Annotated in this window: 20 protein-coding genes; 14 read left to right on the forward strand and 6 right to left on the reverse strand. The window is 42.5% G+C overall.

All coding sequences use genetic code 11. From position 1 onward, the window contains the following. The first annotated feature begins 159 nt into the window (after window positions 1-159). From NYE58_RS15720 to NYE58_RS15750, 7 genes are all read left to right on the forward strand, one after another. Window positions 160-498, forward strand: a complete 339-nt coding sequence (locus NYE58_RS15720) for a winged helix-turn-helix transcriptional regulator (RefSeq protein WP_076126032.1) — start codon at window positions 160-162, stop codon at window positions 496-498. A gap of 27 nt (window positions 499-525) precedes the next feature. Next, the gene (locus NYE58_RS15725; RefSeq protein ID WP_081386290.1) at window positions 526-978 is read left to right on the forward strand and encodes a hypothetical protein; all 453 of its coding nucleotides are present in this window, start codon (window positions 526-528) and stop codon (window positions 976-978) included. Between the two features lie 220 nt (window positions 979-1,198). Further along, a complete protein-coding gene (locus tag NYE58_RS15730) occupies window positions 1,199-2,215 on the forward strand; it encodes an ABC transporter substrate-binding protein (RefSeq protein WP_076126035.1) in 1,017 nt (338 codons plus the stop codon). Window positions 2,216-2,237: 22 nt separating this feature from the next. Then, a complete protein-coding gene (locus NYE58_RS15735; protein ID WP_370510681.1) occupies window positions 2,238-3,245 on the forward strand; it encodes a FecCD family ABC transporter permease in 1,008 nt (335 codons plus the stop codon). A gap of 25 nt (window positions 3,246-3,270) precedes the next feature. Continuing rightward, window positions 3,271-4,275 carry a FecCD family ABC transporter permease gene (locus NYE58_RS15740; protein ID WP_076126226.1) on the forward strand — a complete coding sequence of 335 codons (1,005 nt, stop codon included), beginning with the start codon at window positions 3,271-3,273 and terminating at the stop codon, window positions 4,273-4,275. 19 nt (window positions 4,276-4,294) lie between these two features. Continuing rightward, on the forward strand, window positions 4,295-5,095 hold the full coding sequence (locus NYE58_RS15745; RefSeq protein ID WP_341002279.1) for an alpha/beta hydrolase: 801 nt from the start codon (window positions 4,295-4,297) through the stop codon (window positions 5,093-5,095). An 11-nt stretch (window positions 5,096-5,106) separates the two neighbouring features. Continuing rightward, the gene (locus tag NYE58_RS15750; protein WP_081387359.1) at window positions 5,107-5,859 is read left to right on the forward strand and encodes an alpha/beta hydrolase; all 753 of its coding nucleotides are present in this window, start codon (window positions 5,107-5,109) and stop codon (window positions 5,857-5,859) included. A 65-nt stretch (window positions 5,860-5,924) separates the two neighbouring features. Here the strand turns inward: NYE58_RS15750 and NYE58_RS15755 are convergent, their stop codons facing one another. Both NYE58_RS15755 and NYE58_RS15760 read right to left on the reverse strand, forming a co-directional pair. After that, window positions 5,925-6,461, reverse strand: coding sequence for an SRPBCC domain-containing protein (locus tag NYE58_RS15755; protein ID WP_076183573.1), 537 nt, complete (start codon window positions 6,459-6,461; stop codon window positions 5,925-5,927). A 51-nt stretch (window positions 6,462-6,512) separates the two neighbouring features. Beyond that, window positions 6,513-6,845, reverse strand: coding sequence for an ArsR/SmtB family transcription factor (locus NYE58_RS15760; RefSeq protein ID WP_076280772.1), 333 nt, complete (start codon window positions 6,843-6,845; stop codon window positions 6,513-6,515). Between the two features lie 345 nt (window positions 6,846-7,190). Between NYE58_RS15760 and NYE58_RS15765 the strand changes: the two genes are divergently transcribed. From NYE58_RS15765 to mnhG, 7 genes are all read left to right on the forward strand, one after another. Continuing rightward, the gene (locus tag NYE58_RS15765; RefSeq protein WP_232061321.1) at window positions 7,191-7,829 is read left to right on the forward strand and encodes a universal stress protein; all 639 of its coding nucleotides are present in this window, start codon (window positions 7,191-7,193) and stop codon (window positions 7,827-7,829) included. Window positions 7,830-7,956: 127 nt separating this feature from the next. Continuing rightward, window positions 7,957-10,821 (forward strand): Na+/H+ antiporter subunit A, encoded by a 2,865-nt coding sequence (locus NYE58_RS15770; RefSeq protein ID WP_076126230.1) that lies wholly within the window; start codon window positions 7,957-7,959, stop codon window positions 10,819-10,821. Next, window positions 10,821-11,156, forward strand: a complete 336-nt coding sequence (locus tag NYE58_RS15775; RefSeq protein ID WP_036686402.1) for a Na(+)/H(+) antiporter subunit C — start codon at window positions 10,821-10,823, stop codon at window positions 11,154-11,156. The genes NYE58_RS15770 and NYE58_RS15775 overlap by 1 nt, the downstream gene beginning before the upstream one ends. Further along, window positions 11,153-12,631: a Na+/H+ antiporter subunit D gene (locus tag NYE58_RS15780; protein ID WP_076189930.1), complete on the forward strand. Its 1,479-nt coding sequence runs from the start codon at window positions 11,153-11,155 to the stop codon at window positions 12,629-12,631. Before NYE58_RS15775 ends, NYE58_RS15780 begins: the two co-directional genes overlap by 4 nt. 4 nt (window positions 12,632-12,635) lie before the next feature. Continuing rightward, window positions 12,636-13,109, forward strand: a complete 474-nt coding sequence (locus NYE58_RS15785; RefSeq protein ID WP_076126047.1) for a Na+/H+ antiporter subunit E — start codon at window positions 12,636-12,638, stop codon at window positions 13,107-13,109. After that, complete coding sequence (locus NYE58_RS15790; RefSeq protein ID WP_036686407.1) at window positions 13,109-13,402, forward strand: Na(+)/H(+) antiporter subunit F1; 294 nt, start codon at window positions 13,109-13,111, stop codon at window positions 13,400-13,402. Before NYE58_RS15785 ends, NYE58_RS15790 begins: the two co-directional genes overlap by 1 nt. Continuing rightward, complete coding sequence (gene mnhG, locus NYE58_RS15795; RefSeq protein WP_036686408.1) at window positions 13,377-13,775, forward strand: monovalent cation/H(+) antiporter subunit G; 399 nt, start codon at window positions 13,377-13,379, stop codon at window positions 13,773-13,775. Before NYE58_RS15790 ends, mnhG begins: the two co-directional genes overlap by 26 nt. A gap of 133 nt (window positions 13,776-13,908) precedes the next feature. Here the strand turns inward: mnhG and NYE58_RS15800 are convergent, their stop codons facing one another. The 4 genes from NYE58_RS15800 to NYE58_RS15815 all read right to left on the reverse strand — a co-directional run bounded on the left by NYE58_RS15800 (window position 13,909) and on the right by NYE58_RS15815 (window position 17,270). Continuing rightward, complete coding sequence (locus tag NYE58_RS15800) at window positions 13,909-14,286, reverse strand: PilZ domain-containing protein (protein ID WP_076126051.1); 378 nt, start codon at window positions 14,284-14,286, stop codon at window positions 13,909-13,911. A 79-nt stretch (window positions 14,287-14,365) separates the two neighbouring features. Then, the gene (locus NYE58_RS15805; RefSeq protein WP_341002281.1) at window positions 14,366-15,175 is read right to left on the reverse strand and encodes a hypothetical protein; all 810 of its coding nucleotides are present in this window, start codon (window positions 15,173-15,175) and stop codon (window positions 14,366-14,368) included. Between the two features lie 60 nt (window positions 15,176-15,235). Continuing rightward, window positions 15,236-16,609, reverse strand: a complete 1,374-nt coding sequence (locus NYE58_RS15810) for a sensor histidine kinase (RefSeq protein ID WP_341002282.1) — start codon at window positions 16,607-16,609, stop codon at window positions 15,236-15,238. A gap of 1 nt (window position 16,610) precedes the next feature. Further along, window positions 16,611-17,270 (reverse strand): response regulator transcription factor, encoded by a 660-nt coding sequence (locus NYE58_RS15815; protein WP_076135640.1) that lies wholly within the window; start codon window positions 17,268-17,270, stop codon window positions 16,611-16,613. Between the last annotated feature and the right edge of the window lie 184 nt (window positions 17,271-17,454).

Here is a 17,454-nt window from a genome sequence, read left to right on the forward strand (position 1 = left end):
CTTCTCCGTTCATAGTTAATTGGACTTATTAAGTTCTGTTTTTTATTATTAGCTATAAAATATAACCTGCACAGTACGCACTTTTTTCGTACTAGGTACGATTTTTCGTACTAGCTGGTTCGAACATATAGTTATATAACTATCGAAAGAGGGGATCGCATGGATTTGCTGGAGCCGAGATTAACCGGGGTTCTTACAACACTTGAAAAGATCGGTGGAAAGTGGAAGCCGCTCATTTTATTTATTTTATTGATAGATGGCACAAAACGATTTGGTGAACTTAGACGGATTATCCCAGATGTCTCCCAAGGTACGTTAGCTAAACAATTACGGGAGCTTGAAGAGGATCAGCTTATCGACCGGGTGAGTTATCATGAGCTTCCACTCAGGGTGGAATATAGTATTTCAGAACATGGCAAATCCCTAATTACAGTTTTGGATAGCATGTGTGGCTGGGGTAGGATGCATAAAGAATATTTGAATAATACAAGTAAGTAGAGGGGGTACATTATTATTCATACTATTTTGCAGGAACCAACGGGTCAGACCTACAAGACGCTGGTACAGGTAGCTATGGAAGTATGTGATGAATTTATTCTAGTAAAACGTGATCAGATGGAGTTGGAGCCAGAAGGATATGAACTGCTTGAACAGCTGCAACCTTTTCTCAAAAAGGTCATAAAAGATGACTATTGGCCGGGGACTCGGCTTATGGGGCATTATGCAGATGTTTATTTTTTTGATTGTTCGCCTGAAGCCGTCAATATTCTTTTATCCTATTCCACCAGCTTGTACTCGTGGGTACAGACCAGGCTGCCTGATGATCTTTGTTTTCTAAAACAGGGACAACCGTGGCTAATCAATACAGCCCATGAGAGAGAAAGCAATTTGATCACTGATGTGGATGAGGAACTTAATAGACTAGAGGCGTGCGGATTGTTGTTCCGTGACTTATCTGAGTTTTATAACGCTGATTAAAAAAATGGACTCATATTTATAGTGCAGAAGAACCCGCAGTTGGTGCGGGTTCTTCTGCATGTTCACTAATCATTCAACGCATCTGTTAAATTACAAGATTTCATATAATCAAAGAAAAGTATTGATAATTATTCTCATATGATTTAATATGATAACGATTCTCATTATCATTACTTTAGTTTGAAGAATGATAAATAAAATATAGATGGGGAGATTGATTATGAATCAGAAAAAATATTTATTAGCTGGGGTATCAGCAGTTTTAGCTTTGAGTTTGGCAGCTTGCGGTAACAATGAAAAGGATAAGACAGCTTCAGAAAAAAGCACAAATAATGCTGCAGTAGCAGCAGAAGGAACTGCAAATAACAAAGGAAATGCGGCTCAGGAGGCTGTTGCCACTGAACAAACCGTTACATATTTGGGCAAGGATTATGTCGTGCCTGCAAAGATTAATAATATTGTAGCAGCAAGTCTCGAATCTATGGAAGATGCTGCCATACTGGGAGTGAAACCTGTAGGTGTACTTGCAATAGCTGATGCTATTCCAGGTTATCTGTCAACTGACCTAGCGGGTGCATCCTTAGTGGGGGATAAATTTGCTCCAAGTAATGAAGCGATTCTGCAACTGGATCCAGATGTTATCTTAGGGTCTTCCAAGTTTGGGGAAGATGTGGCCGGCGCACTTAATAAAATTCAAACGATGATTCCTTATTCACATATTTCAACAAACTGGAAAGATAACTTGCTCTTATTAGGCCAATTATCCGGTAAGACCACAGATGCAGAAAAAATTATTAGTGATTATGAATCTAAAGCTGCGGGTGCAAAGGCTGAAATTGGAGAAAAGCTGAAAGATCAATCCATTCTAGTCATTCGTATTCGTCAGGGCAGTATGTGTGTGTATCCTGCTGGCGTTTATTTGAATCCGGTTATTTATGAAGATCTGGGTGCTGCCATTCCTGAGGTGATTTCCTCTACAGAAGCACAAGCAGAGCTTTCATTAGAAGCTTTGGCGGATATTAATCCGGACTATATTTTCTTGCAGTTTGAGACTAGTGAGAATACTGATAATGCAACAGCTCTTGATGATTTGCTCAAGAATCCGATCTTCAAAAGCGTAACTGCTGTCAAAAATAATCATGTGTTTGTAAATGCAATTGATCCGTTGGCACAAGGTGGAACGGCTTGGTCTAAAGTAAGATTCCTGGATGCGGCAATTGAAAACCTGTTGAAGTAAAACCGAAGGTGCGATGAATAAGATGAATACAAAAAATTGGAAAGTTATATTGATCCTATCAACTTCTCCATTATTCATCGTATTAGCAATGGTTGTATCCGTCTTATATGGTGTTAAAGATATTGGAATATTGACAATATGGCAGGCGATTACACACTTCGATGCTAATAATGTGGACCACAACATTATTATGACATCTAGATTTCCGCGTGTAATCGCCGCTTTATTAGTTGGAGCGGCTCTGGCTGTTTCAGGGGCGTTAATGCAGGGGGTTACACGTAACTATCTTGCATCACCATCGATTATGGGAGTAAATGACGGATCGGCATTTGTTATTACGTTGGCTATGGTGTTTTATCCGGGATTATCGAATGTTCAGATGATTATTTTATCCATGGTGGGTTCAGCCATCGGAGCGGGTTTGGTTTTCGGATTTGGTTCATTGGTCAAAAACGGCTTATCTCCAGTCAGGTTAGCCATTATTGGAACTGTAATTGGTACTTTTTTAAGTAGTATCGCCTCAGCAGTAGCGATGTTTTTTCAAGTTTCACAAAATGTTAGCGTCTGGTATAGCTCGAAAATACATACCGTTAATCCAGATATGCTAATATTATCAGTTCCTTTTATAATCGTTGGACTGCTCTTGGCGGTTAGTATTTCTAAGTCAGTAATGGTTGCTTCCCTGGGGGATGAAACCGCGATTAGCTTGGGTCAACGAACAAAATGGGTGAAAATTGTCAGTATTATATCTGTTATATGTCTGACCGGGACAGCAGTAGCTTTAGTCGGCAAGATAGCCTTTGTGGGTCTAATCATTCCTCATATTACACGTTTTATCGTAGGTATAGACTATCGCTTTATCATTCCTTGCTCAGCGGTGATTGGAGCTGTTTTTTTAGCGTTTTGCGATGTCTTAAGCCGTTATATTAACTTTCCGTTTGAGACGCCAATTGGTGTTGTAACAGCCTTTATTGGCATCCCTTTCTTCCTTTATTTAATTCGGGTTAAAGGGGGAGAGCAGCGTGGATAGAAGTAAAGTACAGTTTAGCCGCTATATGCTTACACTATTAGTTTTTATCCTGTTAACCCTTGTGGCCGGATATTTTCATCTTACGAATGGCGTGTTTGATATGTCTGTAATGGATGTGATAAAAACACTGCTGCGAATAGATCCTAATGCTAAATTTGACCTGGTTATTTTTCAGTTTCGGTTACCACGGATCATTATTGCCTCATTAGTAGGAATAGGTCTGGGGATAGCGGGAACTGTCATTCAAGGGATTACCCGTAACGGGCTGGCTGATCCAGGTATCCTTGGGATTAATGCAGGCGCAGGAGCTGCCATCGTTGCGTTTATGTTTTTCTTTCAGATGTCGGGAGTTACTTTTTTCAAAGAAAGCTGGTTCTCGATACTAGCCATGCCGCTGTTTGGTTTTGTAGGTGGGCTTGCCGCAGTTGTCATTATCTTTATTTTTTCATGGCGGAATGGTGCACTCGATATGCAACGCTTGATTTTGACAGGGATCGCGATTAGCAGTGGTTTTGGTGCGTTGTCGTTGTATATCTCTCTGAAAATGAATGCAAGTGATTATGAGATGGCTGCGGTTTGGAGTGTCGGAAGTATTTACAGCGCGAACTGGACTTATATCATTATGATCGCACCTTGGGTGCTTATTTTAGGATTTATAATGTATCGAAAAAGCTATTTACTCAATTATTTTCAATTGGAGGATTCCAGTACAAAGAGCTTAGGGATCTCTGTAGAAAAAGAAAAGCTGATCTTTCTGTTATGCAGTGTGGGGATCGTAAGTGTTTGTGTATCTGTATCCGGTTCTATAAGTTTTATAGGCTTGATGGCTCCTCATATCGCCAGAAGATTAGTAGGGATTAATCACCGCTATATTATGTTATCCAGTGCAGTGGTAGGGATGTTTTTGCTGGTGATCTCGGATTATTTTGCCAAAACAATATTTCAGCCGGCAGAGTTACCCGTGGGTATAGTCGTTTCGATTATTGGAATTCCTTATTTCTTATATTTATTAGCAAAGTCAAGAGTGTAGGGGAGAGTGTACAGAAAAAATGACAACACAAGTAGAGCTCGAACACACAGAATCATGGAAACTTGAATCTCAGTATACGGGTTACACGTACGATATAAAGGTTTCTCTTCCCAGAGAAGCAGCACCAGAAAAGGGCTTCCCCGTGTATTACATGCTCGATGGTAATTCATATTTTCAATTGGGTCGGGATGTTGTGAAATTGCAGTCAAGAAATGCCCCGAAAACTTTTATTGCACCAGCAATTGTGATTGGCATTGGACATTATGGTTCAGATGAAGAGGTCTCCAAAAGAAGATTTTATGATTTCACACCTCCGGCGAAGCAGTATGTATATCCGGACCGATTGAAAAATGCTGACATAGGACCACATGGTGGAGCTGAGAAGTTTTTGGCTTTTTTAGAATTAGAGTTAATGCCAGCAATCATCAAGAAATATAATGTGGATCAGTATAAACAAGCCTTGTTTGGTCACTCTCTCAGCGGTCTATTTATCCTCTGGACGTTATTCACTCGTACGAAGCTATTCCAGTATTATTTGGCCTCTAGTCCATCCATTTGGTGGAATGATCATGAAATCCTGACGTATGCGGAGCAGTTCTATCACAAGGGTCAAGAGTTGACGGCCGATAAACAAAAGTTATTGATTACCGTAGGGAGTGAAGAGTCGTTTATGGTCGATGACGCAGCAATATTATTTTCAAAATTGAATGAGTATGCTTTGCCTAATTTAGAGGTTAAGCACTATGTCGCACCCAATGAAAATCACGCTTCTGTAGTACCAACGATTATGAGTAGAGCGTTTCGAGTGCTGAACTGTTAAGGAGTGGGGATATGACGCAAATGAGGGCAGGCGAGCTTGTGCTTTTTGAACATATGGATCGTCAGATTACCGTGTATTTACCGAAAGAATATCATCTATTTCCGGAGCGGATGTTTCCAGCGGTTTTCTTACAGGATGGAGATTTTTTGTTCAAAGAGGGGATTACAGCAATAGAGAAAGATGTAGAAGAGGGAGTAACAGAGCCGGTTATTTTTATCGGGATTGATTCTCAGTTGCGGAATGATGAATATACACCTTGGGAAATGCCTGCTCTTTTTAAGGATTGGTCCTTTGGGGGCAAGGGCGATGATTATTTGAATTATGTCTATCAGGATCTTGTACCCTATATCAAAAGCTCCTATCGCATCTCCAACGAGCCGGAGAAATTGGCTTTGGGTGGTGTTTCACTAGGTGGATTAATAAGTCTGTACGCGATGTACAAGACTGAAGCTTCTGTTGGGAATTTTATATTGATATCTGCGTCTGTATGGTTTAAAGATTTCATTCATTTCATGGAGACATCAAGACTAGATAGGGAATGCAGAATTTATATGTATGTTGGTGAGCAGGAAGGGATCCACAAGACAAATGCCCAGAAGGACATGGTGCCTAACAGCAAACGTGCTTATGATATTTTAAAAGAGAAGATTGTTGGAGCGGATCAGCGAGTGAAGTTTGAGACGGATCCGCTGGGCACGCATAATGACACGTTTTTCCTGCAATATTTTCCGAATAGTATCAGGTTCTTATTTCCTGCAAAATAAACATAATAGGACGAGCAGGAGAGAGAGTATCCTTGCATCGTCCTACTTATCGTGTGATAGCTGCTCTAGTTATTCTTCTGTAAATTCTCAAGATGGGCGTCCAAATTATCGAAGGTTTGGGAAATCCCCTCTAACATCCCCATATCAATCACTTGTTGCAAGGCTTCCGGAGAAGTGTATTTACCGGTATTCACCAGCTTCGTTTGACCCTCCAGGTCGATAAAATCTAGCTGGACAAGCGTTTCAGGCAAATCTTTTGAAATATTACCCTCTGCATCTGAGAATCCATCTGTATAAATGACTTGTTCTGGGACTGTAATTTCCTTATACAACGCCTTGCCCCAAGACTCCATACCGTAGAAATCCCCTTGATTCTTATCCACGCACTTCATGCAATAATGCCAAGTACCCCCTGGACGGAAATCGACATTACATACGGGAAGCGTCCACCCTTTTGGACCCCACCAATGCTTCAAATGCTCAGCCTCAGAAAAAGCCTTGAATACTAGCTCACGTGGAGCTTGGAATACGCGCTCTAATACTAATGTGTTGCCATCAACAACTTTGGATACCACTTGGTTGGACGGGTTAGAATTTGTCATGGGATAGATCCTCCTCAAATTTGTTTGCTTCCTGCCAATTTCGACCTGAGGCTATGATTTATTATTGTTTTCATTTCTCTGTAGCTTTTGTAAATAATCATCCAGTCGATCGTATCGTTCTTCCCATATATGGCGGTAGGAGTCTAACCAATCGTCTATTTCCTTAAATGGATCAGGACGGAGCTTGCAAATGCGCTTGTTAGCAACAGCTTGAACTTCAATTAAGCCCGCTTCACTAAGGACGCGCAAATGCTTGGACGCTTGAGGTTGCCGTAGCTGAAGACTTTCTGCAATCTCCCCAACGGTTAGAGGATTCTCGCGTAATAGTTCAACGATCTGCATGCGGTGGGGCTCAGCTAAGGCACTCATAACGTTAGTATTCATAAACAAGGATCACTTCGATTCATTAAATTCATTCGTATCTCTATTATGACATACTGTGGTTAAGCGGCTCTATAGCGCCTCCTTTTTGGTATTTCCTGTTTGTGATGATAATATACCACGGAGGGAATATTCCTGTAAAGGAATATATAATAACCATTGTATGACAACTGCTAGAGAAGGGCATGATACAAGCATTAAAAAGAAATATGTTCCATGATAACCAACAAACTTTACAAAAAACATAGGAATAGATATAATTAAGTATAACTTATCGGGTTTTAGAATTACGCAAGGGGCCTAACGCCAGTGGGCTCCTTTTGTATTTCTTGGCCATGTTACAGGAGGGTGAAGGTCATACACAATGAAAAGATTATGGTTTGTGTTCATTATGGTCCGCATGGGGAGCGTTTAATCCGGCGTGGTGTCCAACTATCTGAAATTATAGGGGCGCCATTGTTTGTATTAAATGTCGATAGTTCGGATATTGATGAATATAATCAGAGCAAAGAAATGTATATGACGGTCTGGAAACGTCTTGCCGATGAAGCTGGCGCAGAGTTTATCATTCGGAAACGTGAAGGCCGAAAAACAACAGATATTATTGTAGAAGTTGCTGAAGAGAATGAGGTCACACAGATCGTCATTGGACAATCTGCTCAAACTCGGTGGCAGGAGCTTACCAAACGTAATTTCATCAATGAACTCATTGGTAAAATGAAAATGATGGATCTGCATGTCGTGGCTGTGCAGCGGATGCGTGCAGGGCTGGAAGAAACCCATGAGGAAGGCGTTATCGCTTACCTGGTCAAAAACGGGGCTGAGTACCAGCTCAGTGATGAACCTCAGGGAGAGTATTCGCTTAAGGGAAAGTTCTTTCACGAACTACACACAGAATTTGAGAACGGTTTATTCAGAATTGAGCAAGAAGATGGAAAGGCTAGATATCTGCATATTTGTGATGGCACATTGACCGATTCTTTATAATCGGGCTTGCCCTTATCAACATTGGGGCCTTGTATAAAAGGCCCTACCAATCATATGATCTTTGGCTTTTGGTAAAAAAGTAAGTACTAAAGTTCACAACTTGATAAGCTCAAGTGGAAAAGGAGGACTGCCTTTGCTGCATGTAATCATACTTGTTCCGTTTCTAATGGCCTTAGTAATCGCACTTTTGTCCAAGAGAGCACCCAACCTTCATAGAGGATGGCTTGTTTTCCCTGGTTCACTCGTTTTGTTTGTTTATTTCTTAACCCGGATTCCCGTTATTAAAGGTGGGGATTTGGGATATGAAACCATTTCATGGATTCCTTCACTAGGAATTGATTTGGTTTTCCATCTGGATGGATTAAGTTTGTTGTTTGCTTTGCTAATCACTGGGATGGGTAGTCTTGTAATTATCTATTCAATTTATTATCTGGACCGGCGAAAAGAAGCGTTAACCCCTTTTTATATTTATCTAATGTTGTTTATGGGGGCGATGCTTGGCGTTGTGCTCTCGGATAACTTGATGGTGTTATACGGCTTTTGGGAATTAACAAGTGTTTCGTCATTTCTGTTAATTGCCTTTTGGCATCGGCGGCAAAAATCGCGGTATGGTGCTCTCAAATCTATGTTGATTACCGTATTTGGTGGTTTAGCGATGTTTGCCGGCTTTTTAATGCTTTATGTAATGACAGGCACCTTTAGTATCCGGGAAATTTGGAGTGAGGTTGGCGATATTAGCGGGCATGCTTTATTTATTCCGGCGATGCTACTAATTCTCTTAGGCGCCTTCACCAAATCAGCTCAGTTCCCGTTTCATATCTGGCTGCCGGATGCCATGGAGGCACCGACACCCGTCAGCGCCTATCTGCACTCGGCAACGATGGTTAAAGCTGGATTGTATCTTGTCGCCCGTTTCAGCCCTGTTTTTGCGGGGCAATATGAGTGGTTCTGGGTTGTGTCAGGCGTCGGTTTGATCACCTTGATTTATGGCTCCATCCAGGCGATGAAGCAGACGGACCTGAAGGCTCTATTAGCCTATTCAACGATTAGTCAACTTGGACTGATTATGGGATTGCTGGGAATGGGATCGGCAGCGGCATTTTATGTAGGGGAAGATTCAGTCTTTTACACTGCTGCAACAACAGCGGCTATCTTTCACCTTATTAACCATGCCATCTTTAAAGGCTCTTTGTTTATGATGGTCGGTATAGTTGACCATGAGACGGGTACCCGCGACCTGCGAAAGCTGGGCGGACTGATTTCCATTATGCCGGTTACCTTTACGGTAGCGATGATCGGCAGTTTCTCGATGGCTGGTTTGCCGCCATTTTCCGGGTTTTTAAGTAAAGAGATGTTTTTTACGGCTGTTCTGAATATCCGAAACCTGGATATATTGTCTATTCCCTCGTTGTTTACGCTCTTCCCGGTTTTGGCCTGGATTGCCAGCGTGTTTACTTTTGCATACAGTATGATTTTGGTTTTCCACACCTTTTTCGGAAAATATCAGCCTGAGAAGCTGGACAAAAAACCGCATGAAGCCCCATTTGGACTTCTGCTTGCCCCGTGCCTGCTAGCAGTGCTGTCTATATTTATCGGTTTTTTCCCGAATATATTATCCAAAACACTTATTATCCCTGCAATGAATGCTATTCACCCTATCTTGCAGACCGGAGAACCCTTTGTTGTGAATATTCATTTCTGGCACGGCTTTACACCAGAAATATGGATGACACTTGGTGTTGTGATTCTTGGTATTATTGTATACCGAATCTACGGCCGCTGGAGTCTGGTCGATAAAGAATGGGGCAGTGGCTACACTTTAAATCAAGTCTATGACGGAGTAATCCGGCTGGTCGAGAAATCGTCTAGGGCGTTGACTGGCACCTATATGACAGGTTCCATGCGCCATTACTTGATGTATATCTTCGCTTTCCTGATCGTAGCCATTGGTGGAGCCGTGTGGTATACCGATGGAATAACGCTTGGGACAACTGAATATGCTCCGTTTTCTTTGTTTGAAGTTATTGTTGTTATGGTTATGCTTGTGGGCGCTTTGGCTATCCCCTTTGTTCGTTCCAGAATCACAGCCATTTTGTTAACAGGAATGGTTGGTTATATGGTTACTTTACTCTTTGTTCTGTTCCGGGCACCTGATCTGGCGCTTACCCAGATGATTGTCGAAGTAGTATCCGTTACATTGTTCCTGCTATGTTTTCGGCATTTGCCTAAGCTGGAGAAAGAGCCGCTCAAACTTCGGTCCCGCTTGCCTAAGCTAATTATTTCCATCGGGATGGGAATAACTATGACATTGGTTGCACTTGCTGCTTTAGGCAGTAGTCCGTTCGAATCCATCTCGAAATATTATGTGGAGAATAGCTATACCTTGGGTGGCGGTAAAAATATTGTTAATGTTCTGCTCGTTGATTTCCGCGGCTTTGATACCATGTTTGAAATTACAGTGCTTGGCCTTGCCTCACTTGCTATTTATTCCATGATCAAACTGCAGTTGGATACGGATGGAACTATTGCCCCACTGAAGCGGGCTGTGAAGGATAATAAACCACGTTCTTCTGTAAGTGATGATGTGTTACTACAAGCGGTAGCTAAAGTAGCCTTCGTTATGATACTAATATTTTCGCTTTATCTGTTTTTCGCCGGACATAATAATCCGGGAGGCGGATTTATTGGAGCATTGATGGCATCAGCCGCATTGGTACTGCTCGCCATTACTTTTGGGATTGATATGGTTGAGAAGGTATTGCCTATCGACTATCGTAAGTTAATCGCGGTTGGGGTATCTGTAGCTTTTCTTACAGGAATAGGTTCGTTTTTATTCGATGTACCTTTTCTGAGCCAAGCGTTTGGCTATTTCCAACTGCCACTTATGGGCAAAACAGAACTGACCACAGCAATGTTCTTTGATCTCGGTGTTTTCTTAGCTGTTATTGGTGTCACTATGAATATCATATTTACGATCGGGAGGGATAGCTAATGGAGCTTATTATTGCCCTGGCGATCGGTGTACTGTTTTCCGTAGGTGTTTATCTAGTTCTTTCCAAAAGCTTGCTGCGCATCCTTCTGGGAACCACTTTAATAACGCACGGCGTTCATTTGTTGTTACTGACAATGTCTGGCCTCAAGACAGGTGCTGCACCATTGCTGGGTGAGGAAGCGGAAGCTTATGTCGATCCTTTGCCGCAGGCGCTCATTTTGACCTCTATTGTAATTAGCTTTGGAGTAACAGCATTTTTTATTGTTTTGGCATACCGGACTTACCGCTCGACGGGTACCGATGATGTGGAAGGAACCAAGGAGGAGAGACGATGAACAACTTGTTAGTGCTGCCTCTGCTGATTCCGGCCATTACGGCAGTTATACTCATTTTTTTGAAAGAACGAGTACGTCTGCAACGAATCATAAGTGCCGTCAGTGTGTTTGTAAATATCTTTGTTGCAGGATTCATTGTGTATCAGGTAAATACAAACGGTATCCAGACCTTATATATGGGGGGATGGCGTCCACCTTATGGCATTGTGTTTGTTGCCGATATGTTTTCGGCATTGCTCGTTTTGACTGCGGCCATTGTTGGCGCGGCTTGTCTGTTTTTTTCCTTCGCTAGCATTGGGGAAGACAGGGAACGGTTTTATTACTATCCGTTTTTCCATTTTTTATTAACCGGGGTATTTGGCTCTTTCCTCACCGGGGACCTGTTTAACTTGTTTGTCTGCTTTGAGGTGCTGTTAGTTGCCTCTTACGCTTTGATCGTACTTGGTGGGTCCAAGGGTCAACTGCGAGAGACATTAAAGTATGTATTAATTAATGTGATTTCCTCTTCCTTGTTTGTGGCGACGATTGCTTATTTATATGCCGCGACAGGAACACTGAATATGGCGCATCTATCTATGCGTGTAGCAGAGGCGGGACAAGGCGGTGTAATGAACGTCATTGCGGTCCTGCTGCTAATTGTATTTTCGATTAAGGCAGGTTTACTGCTCTTTTTCTGGCTTCCCGATTCTTATAGTGCACCACCATTGGCTGTTAGAGCCCTGTTTGGGGCTTTGCTAACCAAGGTCGGATTGTATGCAATTACTCGTACCTTTACTTTGATTTTTATTCAAGAACCGGGACTCACCCATACATTGATTGCCTGGATGGCGGGGGCGACGATGATACTTGGGGCAATCGGGGCATTGGCATACAACGATTTGGGCCGAATATTTAATTATAATATCATCATCAGTGTAGGATTTATTGCTTTTGGGATCTCTGTCGCGACTCAGGATTCGTTAAATGGTGTAGTGTTTTATTTAATGCATGACATGGTTGCCAAAGCATTATTATTCTTTCTGGGTGGGATGATTATCTCAGCTTCAGGCACTGACCGCTTAAAAGAAATGGGTGGTTTAATCCGACGTTATCCGTGGACCGGCTGGATGTTTTTTGTACTGACTTTGGCATTGGTTGGTGTTCCGCCCCTTAGTGGTTTCGCTGGAAAAGTGATGATGGTGCGGAGTGGATTTGGCGAGAATCACGTGGCTCTGGCGCTGATTGCACTTGCATCCAGCTTCGTAGTGTTATATTCCTTGATCAAGGTATTCCAGCAAGTGTTCTGGGGTGGGGAGAAAAGGGAAGAACAGGTCAAACCGCTTCATTATAAAGCTATGATGGCACCGGCAGCTGTTCTGTTCGCGATTGTAATTCTGATGGGTGTGGGTGCGGAGACGGTAAACGGACTTGTCAGCCAAGCCGGAGCTGTACTGGCTGATCCAGCACTATACATTAACGCTGTCATGAAGGAGTGATACTATGGCTTTTCAACTATTATTGAATTTCATGATAGCATTCCTGTGGATGTTCCTGCACAATGACTGGACTGGGCCACGTTTCGTCATTGGTTTCTTGATCGGTATCCTCATTCTGCTCGGAATGCGACGTTTTTGGCCCAGATTATATCTAGGAAAAGTGTGGGCAATTATTAAGCTAATCCTGTTGCTGCTGCGGGAGCTGGTCGTTTCAAGTTATGTAGTTGTAAAAGCTGTTCTGAGACCGGAACTTAATATACGTCCAGCAATCTTGAAATATACTACAGAGCTGAAATCGGATTGGGAAGTGGCTACTTTGATCACACTGCTCTGCCTTACTCCTGGATCTGTGGTACTTGAAGTATCAGATGATAACCGGACTTTGTATATTCATGCCATGGATGTTGAGGATCCCGCACAGTTCAGAGCGAATATCCGTGACACCTTTGAGCGTGCGATATTGGAGGTGACCCGTTAATGATCCATTTTATTCTTATGCTCTCGCTTACGATTATGGCGCTGGCGATTGGTGTATGTGCCTGGCGGTTGTTGAAGGGACCTTCTTTGCCCGACCGGGTAGCGGCACTGGATACGATTGGAATTAATCTGTTAGCCATGGTAGCCGTTCTTTCTGTTTTACTCCGAACGCAGGCTTTTATCGAAATTATTTTGTTAATAGGCATTCTTTCCTTTATCGGCACGACGGCATTTGCCAGATACATCGAAAGGGGAGTGGTGCTTGAACATGGAAACGATCAAGACAGTCGGTGAATTGCTGTTTGCCTTATTAATACTGATGGGGGCATTGCTTAGTGCTGTAAGTGCTTATGGTCTGATTCGGCTGCCTGATGTTTATCTAAGATCACATGCCGCTGCCAAAAGTGCCACCCTTGGTGTTTTATGTGTTCTGAGCGGGGCCTTTCTATATTTTGCATTTTTTCTAGATCATATAAGTGCTAAGCTGCTACTGGGGATTGTCTTTGTATTTATGACCTCACCTTTATCTGCGCATTTGACGGGCAGAGCTGCTTATCGCTCAGGGGTTCCCTTATGGAATCGCAGAATTCAAGATGATTTAAGAGAGGTACTGGAGAAAGAAAAAGCTGTAGCAGCATCCCCTGAACGGGATGTGCCTCAAGAATAAAATCCATGAAATGGTGATCTGCGATTTCGGATTACAACAATAAGTTTGGATCGCAATAGCTAAAAAGCAACAACCCTGCATGAAAACGCGGGGTTGTTGCTTTTTTAGATTAAAACTACTCTTTTTTGTTATCTTAACGAACTAATATTTTGCCTTCTCCAGCAAGGATGCGAAGTACCCTTGGGAGTCGATCACCATCATTCTCAGGGATGTCCAATTGAATGCCGTAGTGGAAACTGCCTTGTTGTTCTTTGTTCCATTTCAATATTCCTTCTATGTACATAGATTCATCCGTAAGATTCATTTCCATGCCAATGCGTACTAGGTTATTTTCTGGGTTGATATTGAGGGGTAACGATAAGTGGCAACCCGATCGACTGATGTCGAACAATACAGCCCTTACAGGCTTGGAAGGAACCTGGATTCCGTTAATAGTAAGAATATGAAGATCAAATGTTACAGGTTCTTTAAGGGTATATCGAAAAGGTTCGGTTCTGCGATTAGTATTCATATGCTCCTCCATACTTTTCCATGTAATATAAATTATCGACATAAAAGTAGGATTAGTGAAGAGCTGATTCTATTTTTGATTATTTCACTACTTGAGTAGTCTCATAGGTAAGGCAGCGCAGACTTTGATCAGGATAACGCATTTCTGCCGTGTAGCTGCTGCCATCTTCCAGCATCATCTGAACAGCGACCATGCCGCGTTTATCATTGGTTTCAGTGTTACTCAGTGTTGCTGTAGCAATTTTCCGGCTTTCTTTTTGTTTATCTGTAAGGATAGTTATAGCCGCATTGATCCAACGGGCATCTTTATAGATAGTGCTGGCAGCAGAAGCGCTAATTGGTGTTCTTTTCAGAGCATTATTAATCGCGGTCGTATTCACTACCATACCGTTTATGGGATCAATTAGTACATCATATTCCCAGAATTCCTTACCTTGCCCTTCTAGGGTCTTGGCGTTATATGGACTGAAATGTACAGCCCATGTCCACGGCAGCGAGGTTCGGGTATCACTCAGAATAACCCGCATCTGCAGCTTGGCAATATCCACATCGAATAATTTGCGTACGCTTGAAGCAGCCAGAATTACGGCATCAGTCTGACTCAAATTCCCTGCAGCAGGTGGTGTGACAGTGGTCCGTTTGGATTCAGAATTCTCATGACCTTCCATGTCTATGAAATTGTTAATGGGTTGTATTTCTTTAGGACTCATCTGCGGTTGCAGATCGTCATTCACTGTGAACACCGGCGTTGGTGCTTCCAACTTCACCCCTGGGGTTTTGGTGCTGGTTAAAGCTAAATGGGTGGTGTTTTGAATGACTGCACTGACGATTAGCAGACTCCCCGAGAACAGGAGTATAGCTAAAGTAGTGGGGAATTTTTTGTTATTCACTTGAATAACCTCCATTTGCTTCGGATGATGCTGAATCTTCCTAACCTTAAACTATAGATGTTATAGAGTAGGTGAACAGATGTTATGGAGTTGTAAAAAGATGCGGATACTTGTTCCTTGACCTAAAGTGGAATTCAGTGAAATTCTAGTTTGATGCGCATCTGCGATTTGCTTGCATAAAGATAAACCAAGACCCGCACCCCCGTATTCGCGTGTGCGCGATTTTTCACCTCGATAAAAGGGTTCAAAAACACGCGCGCTCTGTTCCGGTGTCATCCCAAATCCCGAATCACATACTTCCAATATGGCTTCATTTTGCAATACATAGGCAAGCAAGCGGATGGTGCTCCCTTGCGGAGAGGCATGAATGGAATTTTCGACAAGGTTAACCAAGAAGGAAGTTAGCAGATCATGATCACCCCAAACCGCAGGGATGGAATAATCCATTTCTAGTTTGATGCCTGCTTCGTCCAACTTAAGCTGCTCAATCTGTTTAACCGATTTGAACAAATCTGATATGTCTACTTGTTTCAGAGTCAGAGGATGATGCCGTAGGACGGACAAATCCAGCAGTTTGAAGGCTAAATTCTTCAGGCGTAAGGTTTCACTAAGGATATATTGACCAGCCATCTGCTGTTCTTCCTGGCCTATATTTGCGGAAGTCAGAAATTCAGCAAATCCCTGCATACTGGTTAAAGGTGTGCGTAGTTCGTGGGCGAGGTTATCGACCATTCTCTGCTTTTCATCGGCCATATTAGACAGTTCGATCACGTGCTGCTCCACTGCGTTTGCCATTCGGTTAAAGTTCAGGGCTAACTCACCAAATTCATCTTTACTGCGCAACTGCACGCGCTCGGTATATTTGCCTTCAGCGATCGTTTTTGTAGTCTTTGAAAGCTGTTTAAGTGGTTTGGTCAACTGCCGGATCAGCAAGTAGAGTAATAGGAGCAGAATTGGACCGATAATCCAGTTAATCATTACAAAAAAACGGTTCAGCTCATGCTGCTTAGCATACAGGTCACTGATATCACGTTGATAAACGATCGACAAAGTTTGATAGGGAGCAGGGAGCTCAGTAGAGAGTTGAATAGAATGTGACTCCGGTGTTGAGACTGATGGGACTCCGGCATTCGGATAAACCAGCTGGTCATTCTCCCAGAGCTGTAGTCCGATTCCCTGCTTATGATAAAATTCACCATAGGATTGAGCCACACTTGAGATTAAAGTAGAGGTAAGTGTGGCCCCACGGGTCTGAATCGATTCAAGATTTTCATAAATGTTGTTTGCAATTAATAGCTGTTCGCTTGAAGCACGCTGCATTTCGCTGTCCATGTTCAGCTGCCAGCTTTTTTTCATAATCATGATTACACTCACATCTAGGGCGACGATGAAGAAAGCGAGGACTGACAGCAGAATTTTATGCCAGAATCTCATACTAGACCTGAACTTCCAAGCGGTAACCAAGCTTAAATACGGTTTTAATTCGTTCTTCCCAGCCTAGTTTTTTGCGCAGCTGTCTGATGTGAACATCTACGGTACGGGTATCTCCTTCAAAATCATAGCCCCAGGCTAATTCCAGCAACTTTTCCCTTGATAAAGCAATATTTCTGTTGCGGATAAGGACCTCAAGCAGCTCAAATTCCCTAGCGGTTAAATCTACGGGTATCTGATCCACCATCACAAGCCTCTCAAGATAACGTACCTCAACGTTTTCACAGAGAAAATTGGAAATGCCTTTTTCGCTCCTACGTAACACCACATTGATTCTTGCCAACAATTCAAGGATTTCAAAAGGTTTAATAATATAATCATCGGCGCCCAGCTCAAAGCCTTTGATGCGATCAGCCAGTGAATCTTTTGCGGTGATCAGAATCACCGGAATTTGTAAGTGAGCAATCCGCTGCATGATCTCAAAACCGTCCAGTTCGGGCAGCATTATATCGAGCAGAATTAAATCGGCCTTTTCACGTTCCAGCAGTTCAATAACCTCCAGCCCGCGATAAGCCTTGCTATAGGTATGTCCGACTAATTTTAGATTCATAGTAATTAAGTCACTGATTGCACGTTCATCTTCTACGACTATGATATGGCCCATAGTTCATTGTTCCCTCCTAAGCTAGCAAATCACTTCCTAATGCTAATAAACTATAAACAACTTATTACAGAATTGTCCAGTGCAGGTATGAAAAAGCATCTAGTTCTTCCTAATTTGGTTTGTTGATAAAGCTCAAAAAGGACTGAAAAAGAGAGCGGAAGCAGTCTCTTAATCAATCCTGAAA

The organism is Paenibacillus sp. FSL L8-0708, assembly GCF_038009325.1.
Taxonomy (GTDB): domain Bacteria; phylum Bacillota; class Bacilli; order Paenibacillales; family Paenibacillaceae; genus Paenibacillus_AQ; species Paenibacillus_AQ odorifer.